Below are 14927 nucleotides of genomic sequence, written 5' to 3'. Positions count from 1 at the left end.
GCGAAATGCGCGCCCTTGAGATGATGCGGCCTAGCAGTCCTTCTGGCCTCAACACCGCCGCCGAACCTCAAGGGAACCGGACCGATCATGGCCAAGAGCAAGTTTTTCCGCGTCGCCGTCGAAGGCGCCACCGTCGATGGCCGCGTCATCGAGCGCGAATGGCTGGAGCAGATGGCCGCCAGCTACGATCCGGCAACCTATACCGCCACCATCAACTGCGAGCACATCGCCGGCTACAGCCCCGACCGTCCGTTCAACTCCTATGGCAAGGTGCTGGCGCTCAACACCGAGGAAGTCGAACTGAGCATCAACGGTGCGAAGAAGAAGTTGCTCGCGCTCAACGCCGAGATCGACGCCAACGCCCAGCTGGTGGAGATCAACAAGGCCGGCCAGAAGCTCTTCACCAGCTGCGAGATCCACCCGAATTTCGCGGGCGAAGGCAAGGCCTATCTCGTCGGCCTGGCGGTGACCGATATGCCGGCCTCGCTCGGCACCGAACCCCTCAAGTTCGCGGCCATGTCGCGCCCCAACGTCTTCTCGCCGGCCTGCGAGACTTCGATCGAGATCGAGCCCTCGCTCGACGGCGTGACGATCGCCGAAGCGACGAAGTCCGGCTTCATCGCCGCCTTCGCCACGCTGTTCAAGGCGGACAAGCCCAAGGATCCTGCCACGCCGCCGGCACCGCCCCCGCCGGCCAACGACAACGCCTTCGACGTGGAGCGCTTCGGCGCCGTCATGGGCGAGCAGATCGCCGCCGCCGTCAAGCCGTCCAACGACGCCATCGCCGCTCTGGCGACCCGCTTCGACGCGCTGGAGGCGAAGCTCGCGAGCGAGGAGAAGCCGCAGACCTTCAAGCGCGCGCCCGCCACCGGCGGCACCGGCTCGATCGTCACCGACTGCTGAACGCCTCGCCAGCCCTCCCCGTCGACCTGCCCCTGCCGCCTGCCCACGCCCCCGCCCCTTCAGGAGCCCACGCACATGCGTAACGAAACCCGCCTGCTCTTCACCTCCTACGTCGGCCAGATCGCGCAGCTGAACGGCGTCGCGGACGCGACCGTCAAGTTCAGCGTCGCGCCGGCCGTCGAGCAGAAGCTGGAGGAGAAGATCCAGGAGTCGAGCGATTTCCTGCAGCTGGTCAACGTCGTGGGCGTTCCCCAGCAGCAGGGCGACAAGGTCGGCGTCACCGTCACCCGCCCGCTGGCGAGCCGCACCAACACGGGCGCTGGCAATCGCCGCACGCCCGGCGATCCCACCGACACCACGGACGATGGCGGCTACCACTGCCGGCAGACCAACTTCGATCACGCGATCAAGTACGCCAAGCTCGATGCCTGGCGCCACAAGCCGGAATTCCAGACGCTGCTGCGCGACGTCATCCTCAAGCAGCAGGGCCGCGACCGCATCATGATCGGCTTCAACGGCACCTCGGTCGCCACGCAGACCGACCGCGCCGCCAATCCGCTGCTGCAGGACGTCAACGAAGGCTGGCTGCACAAGATCCGCACCCATGCCGCCGACCGCGTTCTCGACGACGGCGAACTGAGCACGGCGCCGGCCAAGGCGATCTACGTTGCCGGCGGCGTCGAGGTGGTCGATGGCGACGGCACGAACGTCGATACGGCCGAGGCCGATTACGCCAACCTCGACGCGCTCGCTTTCGACGCGCTGGACCTGCTCGACCCCTGGCACCGCAGCGATACCGATCTCGTCGTGATCGTGGGCTGGAAGCTGGTGAAGGACAAGTACCTGAACCTGCTCCAGGCGGCGGGCGATACCGCCACCGAGCGCGAGGCCGCGCACCGCATCCTCACGCTGCCCAAGCAGCTGGCCGGCAAGCGCGCGGTCATCGTGCCCTTCTTCCCGGAGGATGCGCTGCTGGTCACCAGCCTCGATAACCTCTCGATCTACTGGCAGGAGGAAACCCGCCGCCGCCAGATCAAGGACGAGCCCGCGCTCGACCAGATCGAGAACTACGAGTCCGTCAACGAGGACTACGTGGTCGAGGACTACGGCCGCTGCGCCCTCGTCGAGAACGTCGTCATGGGCAAGAAACCCGCCTGATCCCGGCTCTTGCCTCCCGATAACCGCCCCCGTCACAGGACATCGCCATGAGCCTTGCTCGCCGTAAACGTGATCGCATTCTCGCTGCCCAGACCGTCATCGCAGCGCAGACGATCCTCGCGGGCGCTGCACCTGTACGCGGGGCGGTTGCTCCCGCCGCCGCCCCTGTTCCTTCGGCGGCGGGAGCCCCCTGCTCTGACCCGGCGACCCGGGCGGCTTCACAGATCGCACTGCGCCTGACACACGATCTGCGCCGCCTCAAGGAAATCCGTTCGATCGACCGCAAGATCGAGGCGAAGCGCGAGATGCTGCCCGAGTACAAGGCATGGGTGGACGGGCTGATGAATGCCGATGCCGGCGTCGGCACCGGCGTCGCGGCCGAAGTGCTGCCGACGTACATGGTCTGGCTGATCGATGTCGGCGCCTACATGGCCGCACTCGATCTCGTTCCCTTCATGCTGCGCCACAAGGTGGAGATGCCCTCGCGCTACCAGCGCGACGCCGCGACGATCGTCGTGGAGGAGGTCGCCGTTGCCGCGGCCAAGGCGCAGAATGCCGGCGAAGCGTTCTCGCTGGACGTGCTCATGCGCGTCGGCGAGCTTACCGAGGGGCTCGACATCCACGATGAAGTGCGGGCCAAGCTGCTGAAGGCGATCGGCGTCGAAAAGCTCCGAGGGGCAGAGGACATGGAGGCCGGCCCCGGCGCCCTTCCGCATCTCGAGACCGCGCTCGATATCCTGCGCCATGCGCAACGCCTGAACGACCGCGTGGGCGTGAGGGACCGCATCAAGCGGGCCGAGAAGCTGATCGCGGCGTGCAACGCCACGCTCGCCGACACCGCAACCAGACGGAGCGGCGATCCGGCCGCCTGACAAGCTCGCCCCCGGCGCTCAGGGGCGGATCGCGCGCTGCGGGAGGCCTTCGGGCCGTAGGGCCGCCAGCTGACCCGATCCCCACCCCTGTTAGCCGGCCGATCGGAGAAGTTCATGTCCTTCGTCGCGCTCCCCGCTGCGCCTGCCCTCGACGAACCCGCTGCGCCCGAAGCGGTCATTGTCAACGACGGCTTCTTTCCGGACATCGAACCCGGCGCCGTGCGCGAGGCTGCACGGATCCCGAGCAGCATCACGCCAGCGCGCCTGCGCGCCGCGATCCTTGGCGCCATCATGACCGTCGAGTGCGATCTGCGCGCGTTTGCTGCCGAAGCGAACGCCGCAGGGCACACGACGCTCGCCGCTATCCCGGCCCCCGTGCTCGATGGCCAAAGCGTGCAGCTGATGCGCTACAACCGCGCCGTCGCCCTGTATGCCAAGGCCGAACTGATCGAGCGTCACCGCGACTTCGACACAACCTCGGCCGGCGGCAATCAGGCGGACGAGCTCATGCCTTCCATCGGCGATCTGCGCCGCGATGCGCTCCATGCGGTGCGCGACATCCTGGGCAAGCGCCGCACGACGATCGATCTGATCTGATGGCGGCCGAGCAGCGCCTCACCGCCAGGCAGGGCGACAAGCTCGACCAGCTGCTCTGGCGCGAGGCCGGGCTGGGCCCGGGCGAAATCACGCGCGTTCTCGATGCCAATCCCGGCCTCGCGGATCTCGGCACCATCCTTCCCCTCGGCACCGTCGTCATCGTTCCCGCGACCGCCACTCAGGAGGGCAACGCGAACCGCGTGCTGCCCCTCGTCCAACTCTGGAGCTGATCCCATGGACCTGCGAACCATCCTGCATCTCGCCTTCGATCACTGCGCCGAGGCGGTCGGCTCGCTCACCCCGTCGCTGATCGGCTCGGCCGTCGCCCAGGCATGGAAACCGGCGATGTCGTGGCGCGACCGCATGCTGCAATGGCTCGTGGGATCGACGGTCAGCTACTACGCAACTCTCGCGATCGTCGCCGTCACCGACTGGAACGGCTTCGTCGCACAGTCGATCGCCTTCGGCATCGCGCTGCTCGCCTTCGACGCCACGCCGCGCGTCGTCAAGGCCGCGATCGACACGCTCGTCTCCCTCCCCGGCCGCATCGCCGACCGCTTCCTGCCGAAGAAAGGCTGACCAATGGCTTCGCTTGCCACCTTCAGGAACAAGTCCCGCCAGATCGGCGCCGCGGCGCTCACCATCATCGGCGCCGCCATCGCGCTCGAAGGCGGCTATGTGAATCACAACGCCGATCCGGGCGGTGAGACCAACATGGGCATCACCGTGCAGGTCGCCCGGGAGAACGGCTATGCCGGCCCGATGCGCACCCTGCCGCCCGAAGTGGCGCAGAGCATCTACTACGACCGCTATCTGGTGAAGCCCGGCCTCGCCCCGCTGATCTCGATCGACGCCGCGGTCACCGAGGAACTGTTCGACACGACCGTCAACATGGGCCCCGCCCGGCCCTCGCGTTGGTTTCAGGAGGGCGTCAATTCCCTGTGCGGCACTCACCTCGCCGTGGACGGCAAGATCGGCGCCCGGACGATCGCCGCCTATGATGCCTGCCAGGAGGATGCCGGCGCCGTAAAGCTCTGCGGCCGGATGCTCGATCGTCTCGATGCCAGTCAGCGCGCCGAGTATGACCGCCTGGTTCGCGTGAACCCGAACCTAAAGGTCTTCCACAAGGGTTGGCTCGCGCATCGCATCGGCAACGTGGATCGCGCAAAGTGCAGGCGCCCGGCCCCGTGATCGGGTTCTCGCACCTGGCACTCGCAGGCGCGCTGGCTGCCTGCCTCGCGGGCCTGGGCGGCTTCGCTTACGGCACGCGTGTCGGCATCGCGCAGGAGCAGGCGGCGCAGAAGCGCGCCGACGATGCGGCCAATGCCGAGCGCCAGCAGCTGCAAGCCCAGATCGATGCCGGCGGGGAAGCCCACCAGTCCGCCGAATACGCGCGGCAGGCCCAAGTCAGGGAAATCTACCATGAAACCCAGAAGGTCATCGAACGTCCTGTCTATCGCAACCTGTGCATCGATGCTGATGGCGTCGGCCTGCTCGACCGCGCCGCAGACGTCGCGAACGCCAAGAGTGTCGGCGAACCTGCTGGCGCCGCCGCCGGAACTCCCGCCAGTCCAGCGCAGCCCTGACGGTCAGATGACGGGCGCCGACGCACAGACCAGCCTGACGACGCTCTACGACGTGGCCGGCCAGATCCGCGCCGCCTTCATCGAACTGCAGGCCGAGGTCCGTCTCGCGCTGGAAGCCGGCGATGCGCAAGGCCGATAGCCTGCGGCGCTGGCTGACCGCGTGCCTCCCCGCCGACTTCAAGGATCATCCCGACCGGCTGCAGATCTATATCGAGGCCGGCCAGATCGCCGCGCGTCAGTCGAAGACGCTGTCGTTCGTCTATCAGTACACCCTCAAGGCGCTGGTACTCGACTTCGCAGGGGATACCGACCGCCTGATGGTCCCCATGCTTGCGTGGGTCGCAAGGGAACAGCCCGATTTGCTGCGCCGGCAAGACAGCCAGCCCTTCGCCTTCGAAGCCGAACTGCTCGACACCGAGGCTGCCGATATCGAGATCTCGATCGACCTGACTGAGCGGGTCACCGTCACCCTGCTTTCCGATGGCAGCGGCTACGATGTCGAGCATCCGCCCGAGCCCGACTTCACCGACGCCTTCGCGGGCGTCAATGCCAGCTTCACCGACGCATTCGCGGGTGACCTCCCGCTCCTGGCGGACGAGTGATCACCGACGATCTCGCCGAGCTCGAGCAGCTGGCCGGCGCGATCGTGCGCAGCCTATCTTCGGGCCAGCGGCGCAAGGTCATGCGCCGGATGGCGCGCGAACTGGCGATCGGCCAGCGCGAGCGCATCACGGCCCAGCGTCAGCCGGACGGAACTGCCTACGAGAAGCGCAAGGCAAAGGTGCCGCCGGTCTCCGGGCGCGGTGCCGCGTGCTTCCTCTATCCGGCCGGTGGCGGCGGCGAGCCGCGCCGGGTCCTCATGAAGAGCTTCACCTGGAGCACCGGGCGCATGTTGACCGGCTTCGACATCGAGGCCGGCGGCATCCGCTCGTTCGAGTTCGACAAGATCGTCAAGTGGCTTCCGGTTCCGGAGGAGCACCGCAACGCCGGCGGCGGACGCCTGCGCCGCCGGGGCGGCCTGCGGCGCCGCGCGATGTTCCGCCGCCTGGCTTCGGCCCGATTCCTGAAGACCGGCGTCGATGATCAGAGTTTCTGGGTCGGCTTTACCGGCAAGGTCTCGCAGATCGCCGATGTCCACCAGCACGGTTTGCGGGATAGGCCCTCGCTACGGGCGAAAGCTGTACCGTACCCGCGGCGCGAACTGCTCGGCGCGACGGCCGCGGACCGCGAGCGCTTGCTCGACGTGCTGTACGATCACCTTGCCTCTGAAATCTGAATGGAAGCGACCCGAAGGGAAAGCCGGCCGTCACAGTTCGGGGGGTGGGGAAGCGGTGTGACGGCCGGCTCGCAGGTTCTTCAGCGCCATGCTTGCCTGTACTACTTCGGCAGGGCCGATTGGTTCCGCATGAGGCAATGCACATCGCTTGCGGCGGGTCATTTTGCTGAGCGTTCGGCGAAATGCGGGGGGATAGCGCCGCAATGTGCTCACCCGCGACATGGCCGGCATGGCCGATCCCACCTTCACCGCTGTCGATCTCTCGCGCCTGCCGTCTCCCGACCTGATCGAGACCCTGGACTACGAGACGATCCTGACTGGCGCCGTGGCGCGCTTCAAGGCAGAGATGGCGGCGGCCGGCGTGACCTTCGAAGCGCGAGAGAGCGATCCGGCAACCAAGCTCCTGCAGACCTTCTCCTACCTCGCCCATCTGCTGCGCCAGCGGGTGAACGATGCGGCTCGCGCGGTCATGCCCGCGTATGCGGTTGGCGCCGATCTCGACAACATCGCCGCCCTCTTCGGCATCATGCGCAAGGTCATCACCCCGGCCGATGAGGCGAACGGGATTCCTGCCGTGATGGAGAGCGACACCGAGTTTCGCCGCCGCATGGTGCTCGCGCCCGAGGGCTATTCGGTTGCCGGCCCCGAAGGCGCGTACCTCTTCCATGCCCTGTCCGCGGACGCCGAGGTGCTCGATGCCACCGCCACCAGCCCCGAGCCCGGCGTGGTTGTCGTCTCGCTGCTGTCCCGCCTCGGCGACGGCTCTGTCTCGCAGCGCCTGGTGGACGTCGTGCAGGCATACGTCTCGGCCGACACGCGCCGGCCGCTGACCGATCTCGTCATCGTCCAGTCCGCGGAGATCCTTCCCTTCGCGGTCGACTACGATCTCACGACCTTCAACGGCCCGGACGGCGCGCTCGTCCTCGCCAACTCGCTGGCGAGCGTCCAGGCCTACGTCGCGGAAAGCCACCGCGTCGGCCGCGACATCACGCGATCGGCCTTATTCCGCGCTGCCCATGTCGAAGGGGCGCAGAACGTGGTCCTCCATTCGCCCGCCGCGGATGTGCTGGTCACCCGCACGCAGGCCCCCTTCTGCACCGGCGTGGCCGGCAGGCTCGCAGGCACCAGCGAGTGACCTTTCCCTCGATCCTCCCGCCGGCATCGACGAAGCTGGAAAAGGCGCTGGAGCAGGCCGCCGCCGGCGTGCTGGACTTTGCCGCGCCCATCCGCGACGTCTGGTCTCCTGCGCGCTGCCCGGCAGGGCACCTGCCGTGGCTCGCATGGGGGCTTGCGATCAGCCACTGGAAGACCGGGTGGACGGTCGAATACAAGCGCGCTGCCATTGCCGACGCGATTCCCTACCACCGGCGCAAGGGCACGCGGCAGGCAGTCGCCGAGGTGCTGGCGCGCTATCATCCGGCGCTCACCCTCACTGAATGGCACGAAGCCACGCCCCGCCGTGCACCCCACACATTCGAGGTTCGAGCTCCGGCCGACATTGGCGCCACTTTCCTGACGCCCGAGACCGCGAACGCGATCATCGCCGATGTCGCCGTTGCCAAGCCCGCGCGCTCCCATTTCGATTTCGTGCAGGTGCTGGAGGCGCGCGCCGGGCTCTACATGGCCGCGGGCGGCATGGCGGGCGCCATGTACCGCGCCGACTGCACCACGACGATCGACCACACCCGCGACTGGGCCCGGGTCTGGCAATCCGAAATCGGCGAGCCCTTCGTGACTGAAGACGGCTCAGATTACTGGGAGGTTGAATAATGGCCACGCTGGTCCTCAAGCTGACCGACGCGGGGCTTGCGGCTGTACAGGCCGCATCCGGCTCTGACCCTACCGTCATCGAAAGCCTCGGGCTCACGGCCACGCCGTTCGACTATGCGCCCACGCTCACCGCGCTTCCGGGCGAGTTCAAGCGCGTGGAGGTGGCCTCGGGCGTGGCCTCGGCCGCCAACGTCACGCACCTGACCGCCTACGACACCAGCGCCGACGTCTGGACCGCTACCGGCTTCGGCCTGTTCCTTGACGATGGCACGCTCTTCGCCGTTCACACCGGGGTCGAGCCGATCATGTCGAAGGTCGGGCTGGCCTTCGCGCTGCTGGCGTTCGACATCGCCTTCGAAGCCGACTTCGCGTCCAACATCGCCTACGGCAATGCCGTGTTCGCCTATCCGGCGGCGACAGAGAACACCCCAGGCATCGCCGAGATCGCGACGCAGGTCGAGGTCGATGCCGGCGATGACGATCGCCGCTTTGTCACGCCGAAGAAGCTCTGGGCACGGTTGCAGGCCATCTTCCAGGCGATCACCGCGGAAGCGACGGCACGTGCTGGCGCTGACAACGCCCTGAGCGAGGCGATCGGCAACGAGGCCGGCACTCGCGCCAGCGCAGACGTCAGCCTTGGCCTGCGCATCGACGATGAAATCAACACGCGCTTCGCCGACGACAACGCGCTGCGCAATCAGATCGACACCTTGCGCAGCCGAAGCATCGGCGGCGGCGGCCTGGTTTCCGGTGGCGGCTCTCTCGATAGCGACCGCACGCTGACCGTCACGGAAGCGAGCCCTGAGGACATCACCGAGGGCAGCGCCGGCGACAAGGTGGTGACGCCGCGCCGCCTCGGGCCGATCTCGATGACCCTGGCACAGAATGGCTTCATCCGGTTCTTCGGGTTCCAGATCAATTGGGGGCGCTTCACGGCCGATGCGAACACCACCACCGCCGTGGCCTTCGCGCGAGCGATGAATACCGCCTGCTTCTCGGCAGTCGTCAGCGGCGTGACGAACCTTGGTACCGGCTCGCAGGATAATACGCCCGCTGTCATCACCTCCAGCATCACCAAAAACGGCTTCTCGGTCTTCAACGCCGACGATGAGAACGATGCCACCTGCTACATCGCCGTGGGGACCTGACCAATGGCCAAGTTCAGCGAAGCGCCGGGCATCGCCGGCCTCCTCAACTACAAGCCGGGCGTCAGCGTCGCCGATGCGCTGGACCAGCTGCTCTATCCCGGCCTGTCGATCACCGCCCTGACCGTCACGCCCAGCCAGATCGAGCAGGGCGCATCCGTGCCGGTCACCGTCGCCTGGACGATCTCGGGCACCATCACCGGCCAAACGCTGGAAGGCATAACCGTGCCTGCGGCCGACCGTTCCAAGGTGTTCCCCGGCGTGTCCGCCAGCAACACCTTCGACCTGACGGTCACCGATGCCGCAGCCCCGGGCGGCCCCACAACGGCAAGCCGCTCGGCGTCTGTCACGGTCCTGCCTCGCCGCTTCTGGGGCGTGTCGGATAGCCCTGCGCTCGACAGTGCGGGTGTGATTGCGCTCGCCGGAAGCGAACTGTCGGGCAGCCGCGCGAAGTCCTTCACGGTCGATGGCGGTGCCGGCGGCAAGTTCGTCTTCTTCGCCTACCTCGCCTCGCTCGGCGCTCACACCGGCGCGAAGCTCTACGGCTTCGACGAGACGATGGTCGTCGCCACGGTCAGCGTCACGACCGCCGCAGGCCTCACCGCCAACTACACCGTCCTCCGTTCCCCCGAAAAGCAGGCCGGCGCTGTCCCGGTGGAGATCGTCTGATGGCTATCGTTCCCAGCAAACTCGTCCGCAGCACGCCCGGCGACAAGGTGCTCGATGCCGATCAGATCGAGGAGACTGCCGACGCCCTGCTGCTGAGGGCGGCCGAGCGAGTTGCTGTTGCTAATCAGGGTGAGGCGCTGGCCGGTGCCCCTCTCGTATACATCGATCGAGTGCCCAACGCGGGATCGTTCGCGGTGGCCAACGACACCGGCTTCGCAGTTGCCTTCGACTCCGGTGCCGACGTTGATGTCGGGGATCTGGTGGAAGGTTTCGCGTTGGACCTCGCCGCTTCTGCAGGCACCGTCAGCATTCACGCCGAGTTGTTCGTGCGGAGCCAGGTGGACGGCTTGCCCTCGCCGGCCACCGACACCCTGCTCGCGCAGTTCGATGTTCCGCTTGCCATGGCGGGCCTCACAGCAGGTGGACCCCGTGCGCGCGTATTCTTTCTCCTGCCCTCCATCGCTCGTTTTCTGGCCGGTGAGGGGAAGTCTTACCTTGCAACAGTTCGCATGCTTGATGGCAATGCGGTTGCGGTTCCCCTCGGTATCGGTCGGAACGACGCCAGCGGTTTCGTTCAGCGACGCCGAGGCTACTACTTTCGGTCGGATAACCAGACTTGGAACCCGAATGCCGAGACGGCGACTTGGACTGGAGCGCTCTTTCGCAGGAAACTGACTACTGCGGCGGAGACGAGCCAGCGGATCGCGCAGGCGGAAGCTGGGATCGCCGGCGCCGCCTCCACAGCGACCAAAGCTCGCACCGGCATGGGCCTCTCGGTCACCGGCCGGGCGGCGATCACATCGTCGAGCCTTCGGCCCAGCAACTCCGGACTGTTCATCCCCGGTGCGTCGGCAGCGCATAGTGGGTGGAAGCACACTATGCTGGTCCGGAACCCGACCAACGTCGCCAAGACGTTCCATTTGACGCGCGTCACATCGAACGGAGCGCAGTTTGTTCCTGTTCCTGGAGCCGGCTACACGCCAGTAGAGGTGCCGGCAGGCCCGGCAACCTACGCTATCCCGATCTCCTACTACATCCCCCGCGGCGAAACCCCTGCCTTCTCGGTTCCCGCTGGCGTACTAGGCTTCGCCTACGATGCTCCCGGCGTCCCCGACGACACCGGCTACTATTACCACAACGTGCCACAGCCCGCCGCAGCCTTCGTGCCCTCGGGCGGCAAGCAGACTGGTATCCAGCTGCAGATTGGCCTGATCGGCGACTATGCGTTGGCGCACGACGATGTGGTGGCGATCGTGCAGCCGCAGATCGACGCGCAAGCTTTGCAGCTCGCCAGCACGAAGGTAGAGGCCGGCGCTAACACGGCGGCGCTGAACCAGATCATCGAGGCGAAGGCAGTCGAGGTCTATGCGCGATCTGCCGCCAGCGCCTACGTCAACTTCGCAACCGGCACTCCTGACGCAAAGGCATGGGCAGTGCCGGTGCAGGGTAGCTCGATTCCGGCGGGCACGCTCATTGCGCGGTTGGTAGCCACGTTCCATCGAGCCGCGGGCATCGTCGCAGTCGAGGCCATGCTCTACAGCCGTGATGCCGCCAAACTGACGGCGCCCGACAACGCGGACACGGCAGAATGGGCCGCTTGGGTCTCAGTTGCTGCCACGGGTGTAGCCGAGGGCAACTTCGGCGATGTGGAGTTCATCGCTCCGAATGTGATCGCCTCGGTCGCCAGTCGGGGTTACTACCTCCGGATCCGAGCCAGGGACGCGGACGGCAATCTGGTGAGCCTTGGCTACGGCCGTGCCGCTGGCGCTGGCACCAACCAGATGGACTGCGGTTGGTACCTCCTCTCAAGTGGGGCCTGGTCGCCGATCGGTCTCGCTGCAGTGCTGGCGATCCGGGTCAAGGGTAACCAGACCAAGGTGAAGCAAAGCGCGCTGCCCGATGGTTTGGGCGCAAGTTCCACCAGCTCATCGGCGCCGAGCAAGAAGCGCGGCATGGTCATCATGCTCGGCCGATCCGAGCTACCCTTCGACAACACCGCTGCGGGTGGGGTCACGATGCGGCGGGTGTTCGCAGGTCCCGCTAACAGCAAGCGGGTCACTCAGGTGATCTTTAGCCATTCGACTACGACACCCCAAGAGATCACGCGCGCCGCGATCGCGCCCCTCGCCTCCGCAACCAACTTTGCGGCCACTGGTGTCGCCTGGACGCCGCTCAGCTTCGGTCCCGGCGTCGAAAAGGGCATCATGCCTGCCGCGGCCAGTTCGCAGCGCTACGGTATGTTGGCCTCGCGCCCTTTCTCGCTCGACCTCGCGCCGCGAACCGATGTGCCGGGTGCGGCCAAGCTCATGATCATCTCGGCCTACATGGGTGTAAGCGGCTCTCCCATGCTGCTCGGCAAGGCGGGCACCGACGACTACAAGACGAACTGGGAGGCGCGTGCCGACTTTCCCAGCGTGATGCGGCACAATGCCGGTGATTGCGTCACCACCCCTGCGAACTTCACCAGCACCGCGAACGACATCAACGGCACCTGCATCGCCGGCGTGGTCATCGAGTGCGACGATGGCGAGCTGGTGACGATCATGTTCCCTGGCGACAGCATCTCGAACGGGGCCGGCATTACCGGTCCGAACGGCGTGCTGTACGGTCAAGGCTGGGCAGAGACGCTGGCCTATGGGATGAACACCAGGCGCCGCGGCGTGCTGCCCGTTCTGCTCGGGTGGTCGGGCCAGAACATGAGCAACATCCGCTACAACGCGGTCGACTTCTATGCCTTCGTCAAGGCGAACGGCCTGCCCGCACCGAACGTCCTCTACACGCCGAACGCCTCGCCCAACTCCATGAGCACGCCGCTGACCAAGACCTCCATGGACGCCCAGCGGCCGCTCTCGGATGAGATTGTAGGCGTGGCTCTCGGTGCCGGCTCGCAAGTCGTCAAATGGCTGTGCCTGCCGGTGGACCCGTCCGTCAAGGATCTCGATCAAACCCCCGATCCCAATGACGGCGACAAGTTCCGCCGCAACTACAACGACGCCGATCGCGCCGAAGCTGCTCTCCAGCGAGGAGCAATCATCGCCGACTACGATGCCGCCGTGACACTCGGGTTCGACGGGGATGGTCAGGCGCTCTTCAATGACGACTACGAGGACGACAGCATCCACCCCAACGCGGCCGGCCACGCCCTGATGGCAGCGATCGGTGAGCGAGCGTCGCGCTTGGCGCTGCCGGCGGCCGGGTACGCGGTGGGAGGGCTTGTGACATGAACTACATCACCGTCCCCCGCTACGGAGCCATGGAAGCTTTGCTAAAGGCAGCGTCTTGGCCATGGCGAATTGCAATTTTGCTTTGGGGTGCGAGCGTCATTCTACTGATGATAACCGCAGCCGTGTGCGGAGCGGCGTTTCTCCTCCTATCGGCATTTGTTGTGGGTCTCTTAGGCCGCATGGCCCTGCGCGGTGAGCTCATTTACAGGCTCGGTCGCCCATCCAGCACCTGCCCGGTATGTCATGGTGAGGAGTTCATCGGTGATAGCGACTTACTCGCGTTCTTGCCGTGTCCAGTCTGTTCAGGGGTGAGTGAAGTCGCGGCATGATGATGCTAGCACGCGCCTAGCTCGATCTGCCTACGGCCTGCTCAATTCATTATGTATAGAAAATACATAGCGTAGTGGTCCCACTCCGGCCGGAGATTTCGCAAGACCTGTTACGGCTTTGATCGCCAAGGAACCTGCAGCCGCGAAAAGGCCTTGGTATGCATCGCCTGTCTTGGTCCATTCCAAAGCGCCCGAGGCACCAACCTCAGCTAGGCTCTCACGTGCGAAAATGGTTCGTAGATTTCTGATCCGATGAGAGAAGCCCGCTTCTTTCGCTACTCGAATTTGGGCCTGAATCGCTCTTTGCAACTCTTCGGTTTGATCCACCAGCATCGCCGCAAAATCGGGCGACGAAAGTATGATGTCCTGAACCTTCCGAAGATGCGCGCGCAGGGCAAACAGTTCGTCTCTTCGTCTTTCTTTGAATTCGAGAATGTCGTCAAAAGGAACTTCCGCTTGAGGCATTATGATAGAGTTATGAAGATCTACTATAAGCCCGCGTCCTTCACCCTCCTCATCATCGGCCCTTGATCCTGATGCAACGGCCCAGCGTCCAGGGTCTAATTTCTCGAGCGTGCTAAAACGGTGAAGATGCAGGTTGCTAACCTGAGCCTTATTCAGAAAGCTTCCGGTGAACGGAGATGGGGAGCGTCGCATCAAACCCGCATCAATTAGCCATTGTGCCTCATCATCTATGATCATCGAAAGTTCATGCTGCTCGGGCCAGTCGAAACGATCCCATAATAGCAACATCGATCGAATCTCAGCTGGTTCAAAACCAGTCAGTATCTCCGGTTCTTTTCCATCGAAACGAACCGATGACTTCAGTATCAATCCACGCTCACCATCCTGAAGTATAGGCGTCTCGTTGAATTCCACTTCGAGCATGATCGGGAGGCCCGGAGATAAAACGTAATTTTCTTCATGAAAACTGGCGTCAATAGCGCTTCCAAAGATATCTGCGCGCCGACACATAAGCTCTGCGTATTCCTCTCTGGTCGTTCGCTCCCACTCTCCAATGATATCACTGTCGGTTGCGGGAGCCACTAAGACATAAGCCGCGTGGGGCTCGTCGAAAACCCTGATGCTCAAATTGGGGTTGTTCATCAGTGCTTTAAAAAATGGTCGAGGCTCGGTGGGCTGTTCGATAAAGAATCCACGTTCGGCAGACCATTTCGCACCTTTGGGTACAAAGAAACGCGAGTTAGGGCTTCTCCATTTCGATTCCGTCATGAATGGGCAAGCTCGGACTGGACAAGTCGGCGAATAGCCTCGGGCCTTGTCATGTATGGTGCACCTTGCTGCCCAATCCAGTGATCGATGCAGTCAATCAAAGCCTTGTCCATCCGAACCATGATCGGCGATGTTTCAGACCGGGGGCGACCTCTAACGGAAGCT

Annotated in this window: 18 protein-coding genes; 17 read left to right on the top strand and 1 reads right to left on the bottom strand. The window is 65.0% G+C overall.

Annotated features, from left to right (window positions below):
* Nucleotides 1-87 precede the first annotated feature (87 nt).
* From ACFFJC_RS19490 to ACFFJC_RS19410, 17 genes are all read left to right on the top strand, one after another.
* Complete coding sequence (locus ACFFJC_RS19490; protein WP_379489062.1) at nt 88-903, top strand: GPO family capsid scaffolding protein; 816 nt, start codon at nt 88-90, stop codon at nt 901-903.
* 75 nt (nt 904-978) lie between these two features.
* Nucleotides 979-2061 carry a phage major capsid protein, P2 family gene (locus tag ACFFJC_RS19485; protein WP_379489061.1) on the top strand — a complete coding sequence of 361 codons (1083 nt, stop codon included), beginning with the start codon at nt 979-981 and terminating at the stop codon, nt 2059-2061.
* A gap of 47 nt (nt 2062-2108) precedes the next feature.
* Nucleotides 2109-2933, top strand: coding sequence for a phage terminase small subunit (gene gpM / locus ACFFJC_RS19480; RefSeq protein WP_379489060.1), 825 nt, complete (start codon nt 2109-2111; stop codon nt 2931-2933).
* Between the two features lie 114 nt (nt 2934-3047).
* A complete protein-coding gene (locus ACFFJC_RS19475) occupies nt 3048-3530 on the top strand; it encodes a head completion/stabilization protein (protein WP_379489059.1) in 483 nt (160 codons plus the stop codon).
* The gene (locus tag ACFFJC_RS19470) at nt 3530-3760 is read left to right on the top strand and encodes a tail protein X (protein WP_379489058.1); all 231 of its coding nucleotides are present in this window, start codon (nt 3530-3532) and stop codon (nt 3758-3760) included. The genes ACFFJC_RS19475 and ACFFJC_RS19470 overlap by 1 nt, the downstream gene beginning before the upstream one ends.
* Before the next feature lie 4 nt (nt 3761-3764).
* Nucleotides 3765-4109 (top strand): hypothetical protein, encoded by a 345-nt coding sequence (locus ACFFJC_RS19465; protein WP_379489057.1) that lies wholly within the window; start codon nt 3765-3767, stop codon nt 4107-4109.
* A gap of 3 nt (nt 4110-4112) precedes the next feature.
* Nucleotides 4113-4721 (top strand): glycoside hydrolase family 108 protein, encoded by a 609-nt coding sequence (locus tag ACFFJC_RS19460; protein ID WP_379489056.1) that lies wholly within the window; start codon nt 4113-4115, stop codon nt 4719-4721.
* Nucleotides 4700-5116 (top strand): hypothetical protein, encoded by a 417-nt coding sequence (locus tag ACFFJC_RS19455; protein WP_379489055.1) that lies wholly within the window; start codon nt 4700-4702, stop codon nt 5114-5116. Before ACFFJC_RS19460 ends, ACFFJC_RS19455 begins: the two co-directional genes overlap by 22 nt.
* 7 nt (nt 5117-5123) lie before the next feature.
* Nucleotides 5124-5255: a hypothetical protein gene (locus ACFFJC_RS19450; RefSeq protein WP_379489054.1), complete on the top strand. Its 132-nt coding sequence runs from the start codon at nt 5124-5126 to the stop codon at nt 5253-5255.
* Nucleotides 5239-5718: a phage tail protein gene (locus ACFFJC_RS19445; protein WP_379489053.1), complete on the top strand. Its 480-nt coding sequence runs from the start codon at nt 5239-5241 to the stop codon at nt 5716-5718. Before ACFFJC_RS19450 ends, ACFFJC_RS19445 begins: the two co-directional genes overlap by 17 nt.
* Nucleotides 5715-6392 carry a phage virion morphogenesis protein gene (locus ACFFJC_RS19440; protein ID WP_379489052.1) on the top strand — a complete coding sequence of 226 codons (678 nt, stop codon included), beginning with the start codon at nt 5715-5717 and terminating at the stop codon, nt 6390-6392. Before ACFFJC_RS19445 ends, ACFFJC_RS19440 begins: the two co-directional genes overlap by 4 nt.
* A gap of 229 nt (nt 6393-6621) precedes the next feature.
* Complete coding sequence (locus ACFFJC_RS19435; RefSeq protein WP_379489076.1) at nt 6622-7527, top strand: baseplate assembly protein; 906 nt, start codon at nt 6622-6624, stop codon at nt 7525-7527.
* Entirely contained in the window at nt 7524-8162 is a 639-nt protein-coding gene (locus ACFFJC_RS19430) for a phage tail protein I (protein ID WP_379489051.1), read from the top strand. Before ACFFJC_RS19435 ends, ACFFJC_RS19430 begins: the two co-directional genes overlap by 4 nt.
* Complete coding sequence (locus tag ACFFJC_RS19425) at nt 8162-9310, top strand: gp53-like domain-containing protein (RefSeq protein WP_379489050.1); 1149 nt, start codon at nt 8162-8164, stop codon at nt 9308-9310. The genes ACFFJC_RS19430 and ACFFJC_RS19425 overlap by 1 nt, the downstream gene beginning before the upstream one ends.
* Before the next feature lie 3 nt (nt 9311-9313).
* On the top strand, nt 9314-9976 hold the full coding sequence (locus ACFFJC_RS19420) for a hypothetical protein (protein WP_379489049.1): 663 nt from the start codon (nt 9314-9316) through the stop codon (nt 9974-9976).
* Entirely contained in the window at nt 9976-13200 is a 3225-nt protein-coding gene (locus tag ACFFJC_RS19415; RefSeq protein WP_379489048.1) for an SGNH/GDSL hydrolase family protein, read from the top strand. Before ACFFJC_RS19420 ends, ACFFJC_RS19415 begins: the two co-directional genes overlap by 1 nt.
* A complete protein-coding gene (locus ACFFJC_RS19410) occupies nt 13197-13529 on the top strand; it encodes a hypothetical protein (RefSeq protein WP_379489047.1) in 333 nt (110 codons plus the stop codon). The genes ACFFJC_RS19415 and ACFFJC_RS19410 overlap by 4 nt, the downstream gene beginning before the upstream one ends.
* 30 nt (nt 13530-13559) lie before the next feature.
* Here the strand turns inward: ACFFJC_RS19410 and ACFFJC_RS19405 are convergent, their stop codons facing one another.
* The gene (locus tag ACFFJC_RS19405) at nt 13560-14762 is read right to left on the bottom strand and encodes a DUF6236 family protein (RefSeq protein ID WP_379489046.1); all 1203 of its coding nucleotides are present in this window, start codon (nt 14760-14762) and stop codon (nt 13560-13562) included.
* Nucleotides 14763-14927 lie beyond the last annotated feature (165 nt).

Origin of the sequence: Novosphingobium soli, from assembly GCF_042432915.1 — a bacterium.
Lineage (GTDB): Bacteria > Pseudomonadota > Alphaproteobacteria > Sphingomonadales > Sphingomonadaceae > Novosphingobium > Novosphingobium soli.
The sequence above is the reverse complement of the archived record's forward strand: the minus strand, read 5'-3'. Positions and strand labels throughout refer to the sequence as shown.

Bases quoted from the DNA above. Each gene is read 5' to 3' on its own strand.
- ACFFJC_RS19490 (WP_379489062.1), top strand. From the start codon at position 88: ATGGCCAAGAGCAAGTTTTTCCGCGTCGCCGTCGAAGGCGCCACCGTC.
- ACFFJC_RS19485 (WP_379489061.1), top strand. From the start codon at position 979: ATGCGTAACGAAACCCGCCTGCTCTTCACCTCCTACGTCGGCCAGATC.
- gpM (WP_379489060.1), top strand. From the start codon at position 2,109: ATGAGCCTTGCTCGCCGTAAACGTGATCGCATTCTCGCTGCCCAGACC.
- ACFFJC_RS19475 (WP_379489059.1), top strand. From the start codon at position 3,048: ATGTCCTTCGTCGCGCTCCCCGCTGCGCCTGCCCTCGACGAACCCGCT.
- ACFFJC_RS19470 (WP_379489058.1), top strand. From the start codon at position 3,530: ATGGCGGCCGAGCAGCGCCTCACCGCCAGGCAGGGCGACAAGCTCGAC.
- ACFFJC_RS19465 (WP_379489057.1), top strand. From the start codon at position 3,765: ATGGACCTGCGAACCATCCTGCATCTCGCCTTCGATCACTGCGCCGAG.
- ACFFJC_RS19460 (WP_379489056.1), top strand. From the start codon at position 4,113: ATGGCTTCGCTTGCCACCTTCAGGAACAAGTCCCGCCAGATCGGCGCC.
- ACFFJC_RS19450 (WP_379489054.1), top strand. From the start codon at position 5,124: ATGACGGGCGCCGACGCACAGACCAGCCTGACGACGCTCTACGACGTG.
- ACFFJC_RS19445 (WP_379489053.1), top strand. From the start codon at position 5,239: ATGCGCAAGGCCGATAGCCTGCGGCGCTGGCTGACCGCGTGCCTCCCC.
- ACFFJC_RS19435 (WP_379489076.1), top strand. From the start codon at position 6,622: ATGGCCGATCCCACCTTCACCGCTGTCGATCTCTCGCGCCTGCCGTCT.
- ACFFJC_RS19425 (WP_379489050.1), top strand. From the start codon at position 8,162: ATGGCCACGCTGGTCCTCAAGCTGACCGACGCGGGGCTTGCGGCTGTA.
- ACFFJC_RS19420 (WP_379489049.1), top strand. From the start codon at position 9,314: ATGGCCAAGTTCAGCGAAGCGCCGGGCATCGCCGGCCTCCTCAACTAC.
- ACFFJC_RS19415 (WP_379489048.1), top strand. From the start codon at position 9,976: ATGGCTATCGTTCCCAGCAAACTCGTCCGCAGCACGCCCGGCGACAAG.
- ACFFJC_RS19410 (WP_379489047.1), top strand. From the start codon at position 13,197: ATGAACTACATCACCGTCCCCCGCTACGGAGCCATGGAAGCTTTGCTA.
- ACFFJC_RS19405 (WP_379489046.1), bottom strand. From the start codon at position 14,762: ATGACGGAATCGAAATGGAGAAGCCCTAACTCGCGTTTCTTTGTACCC.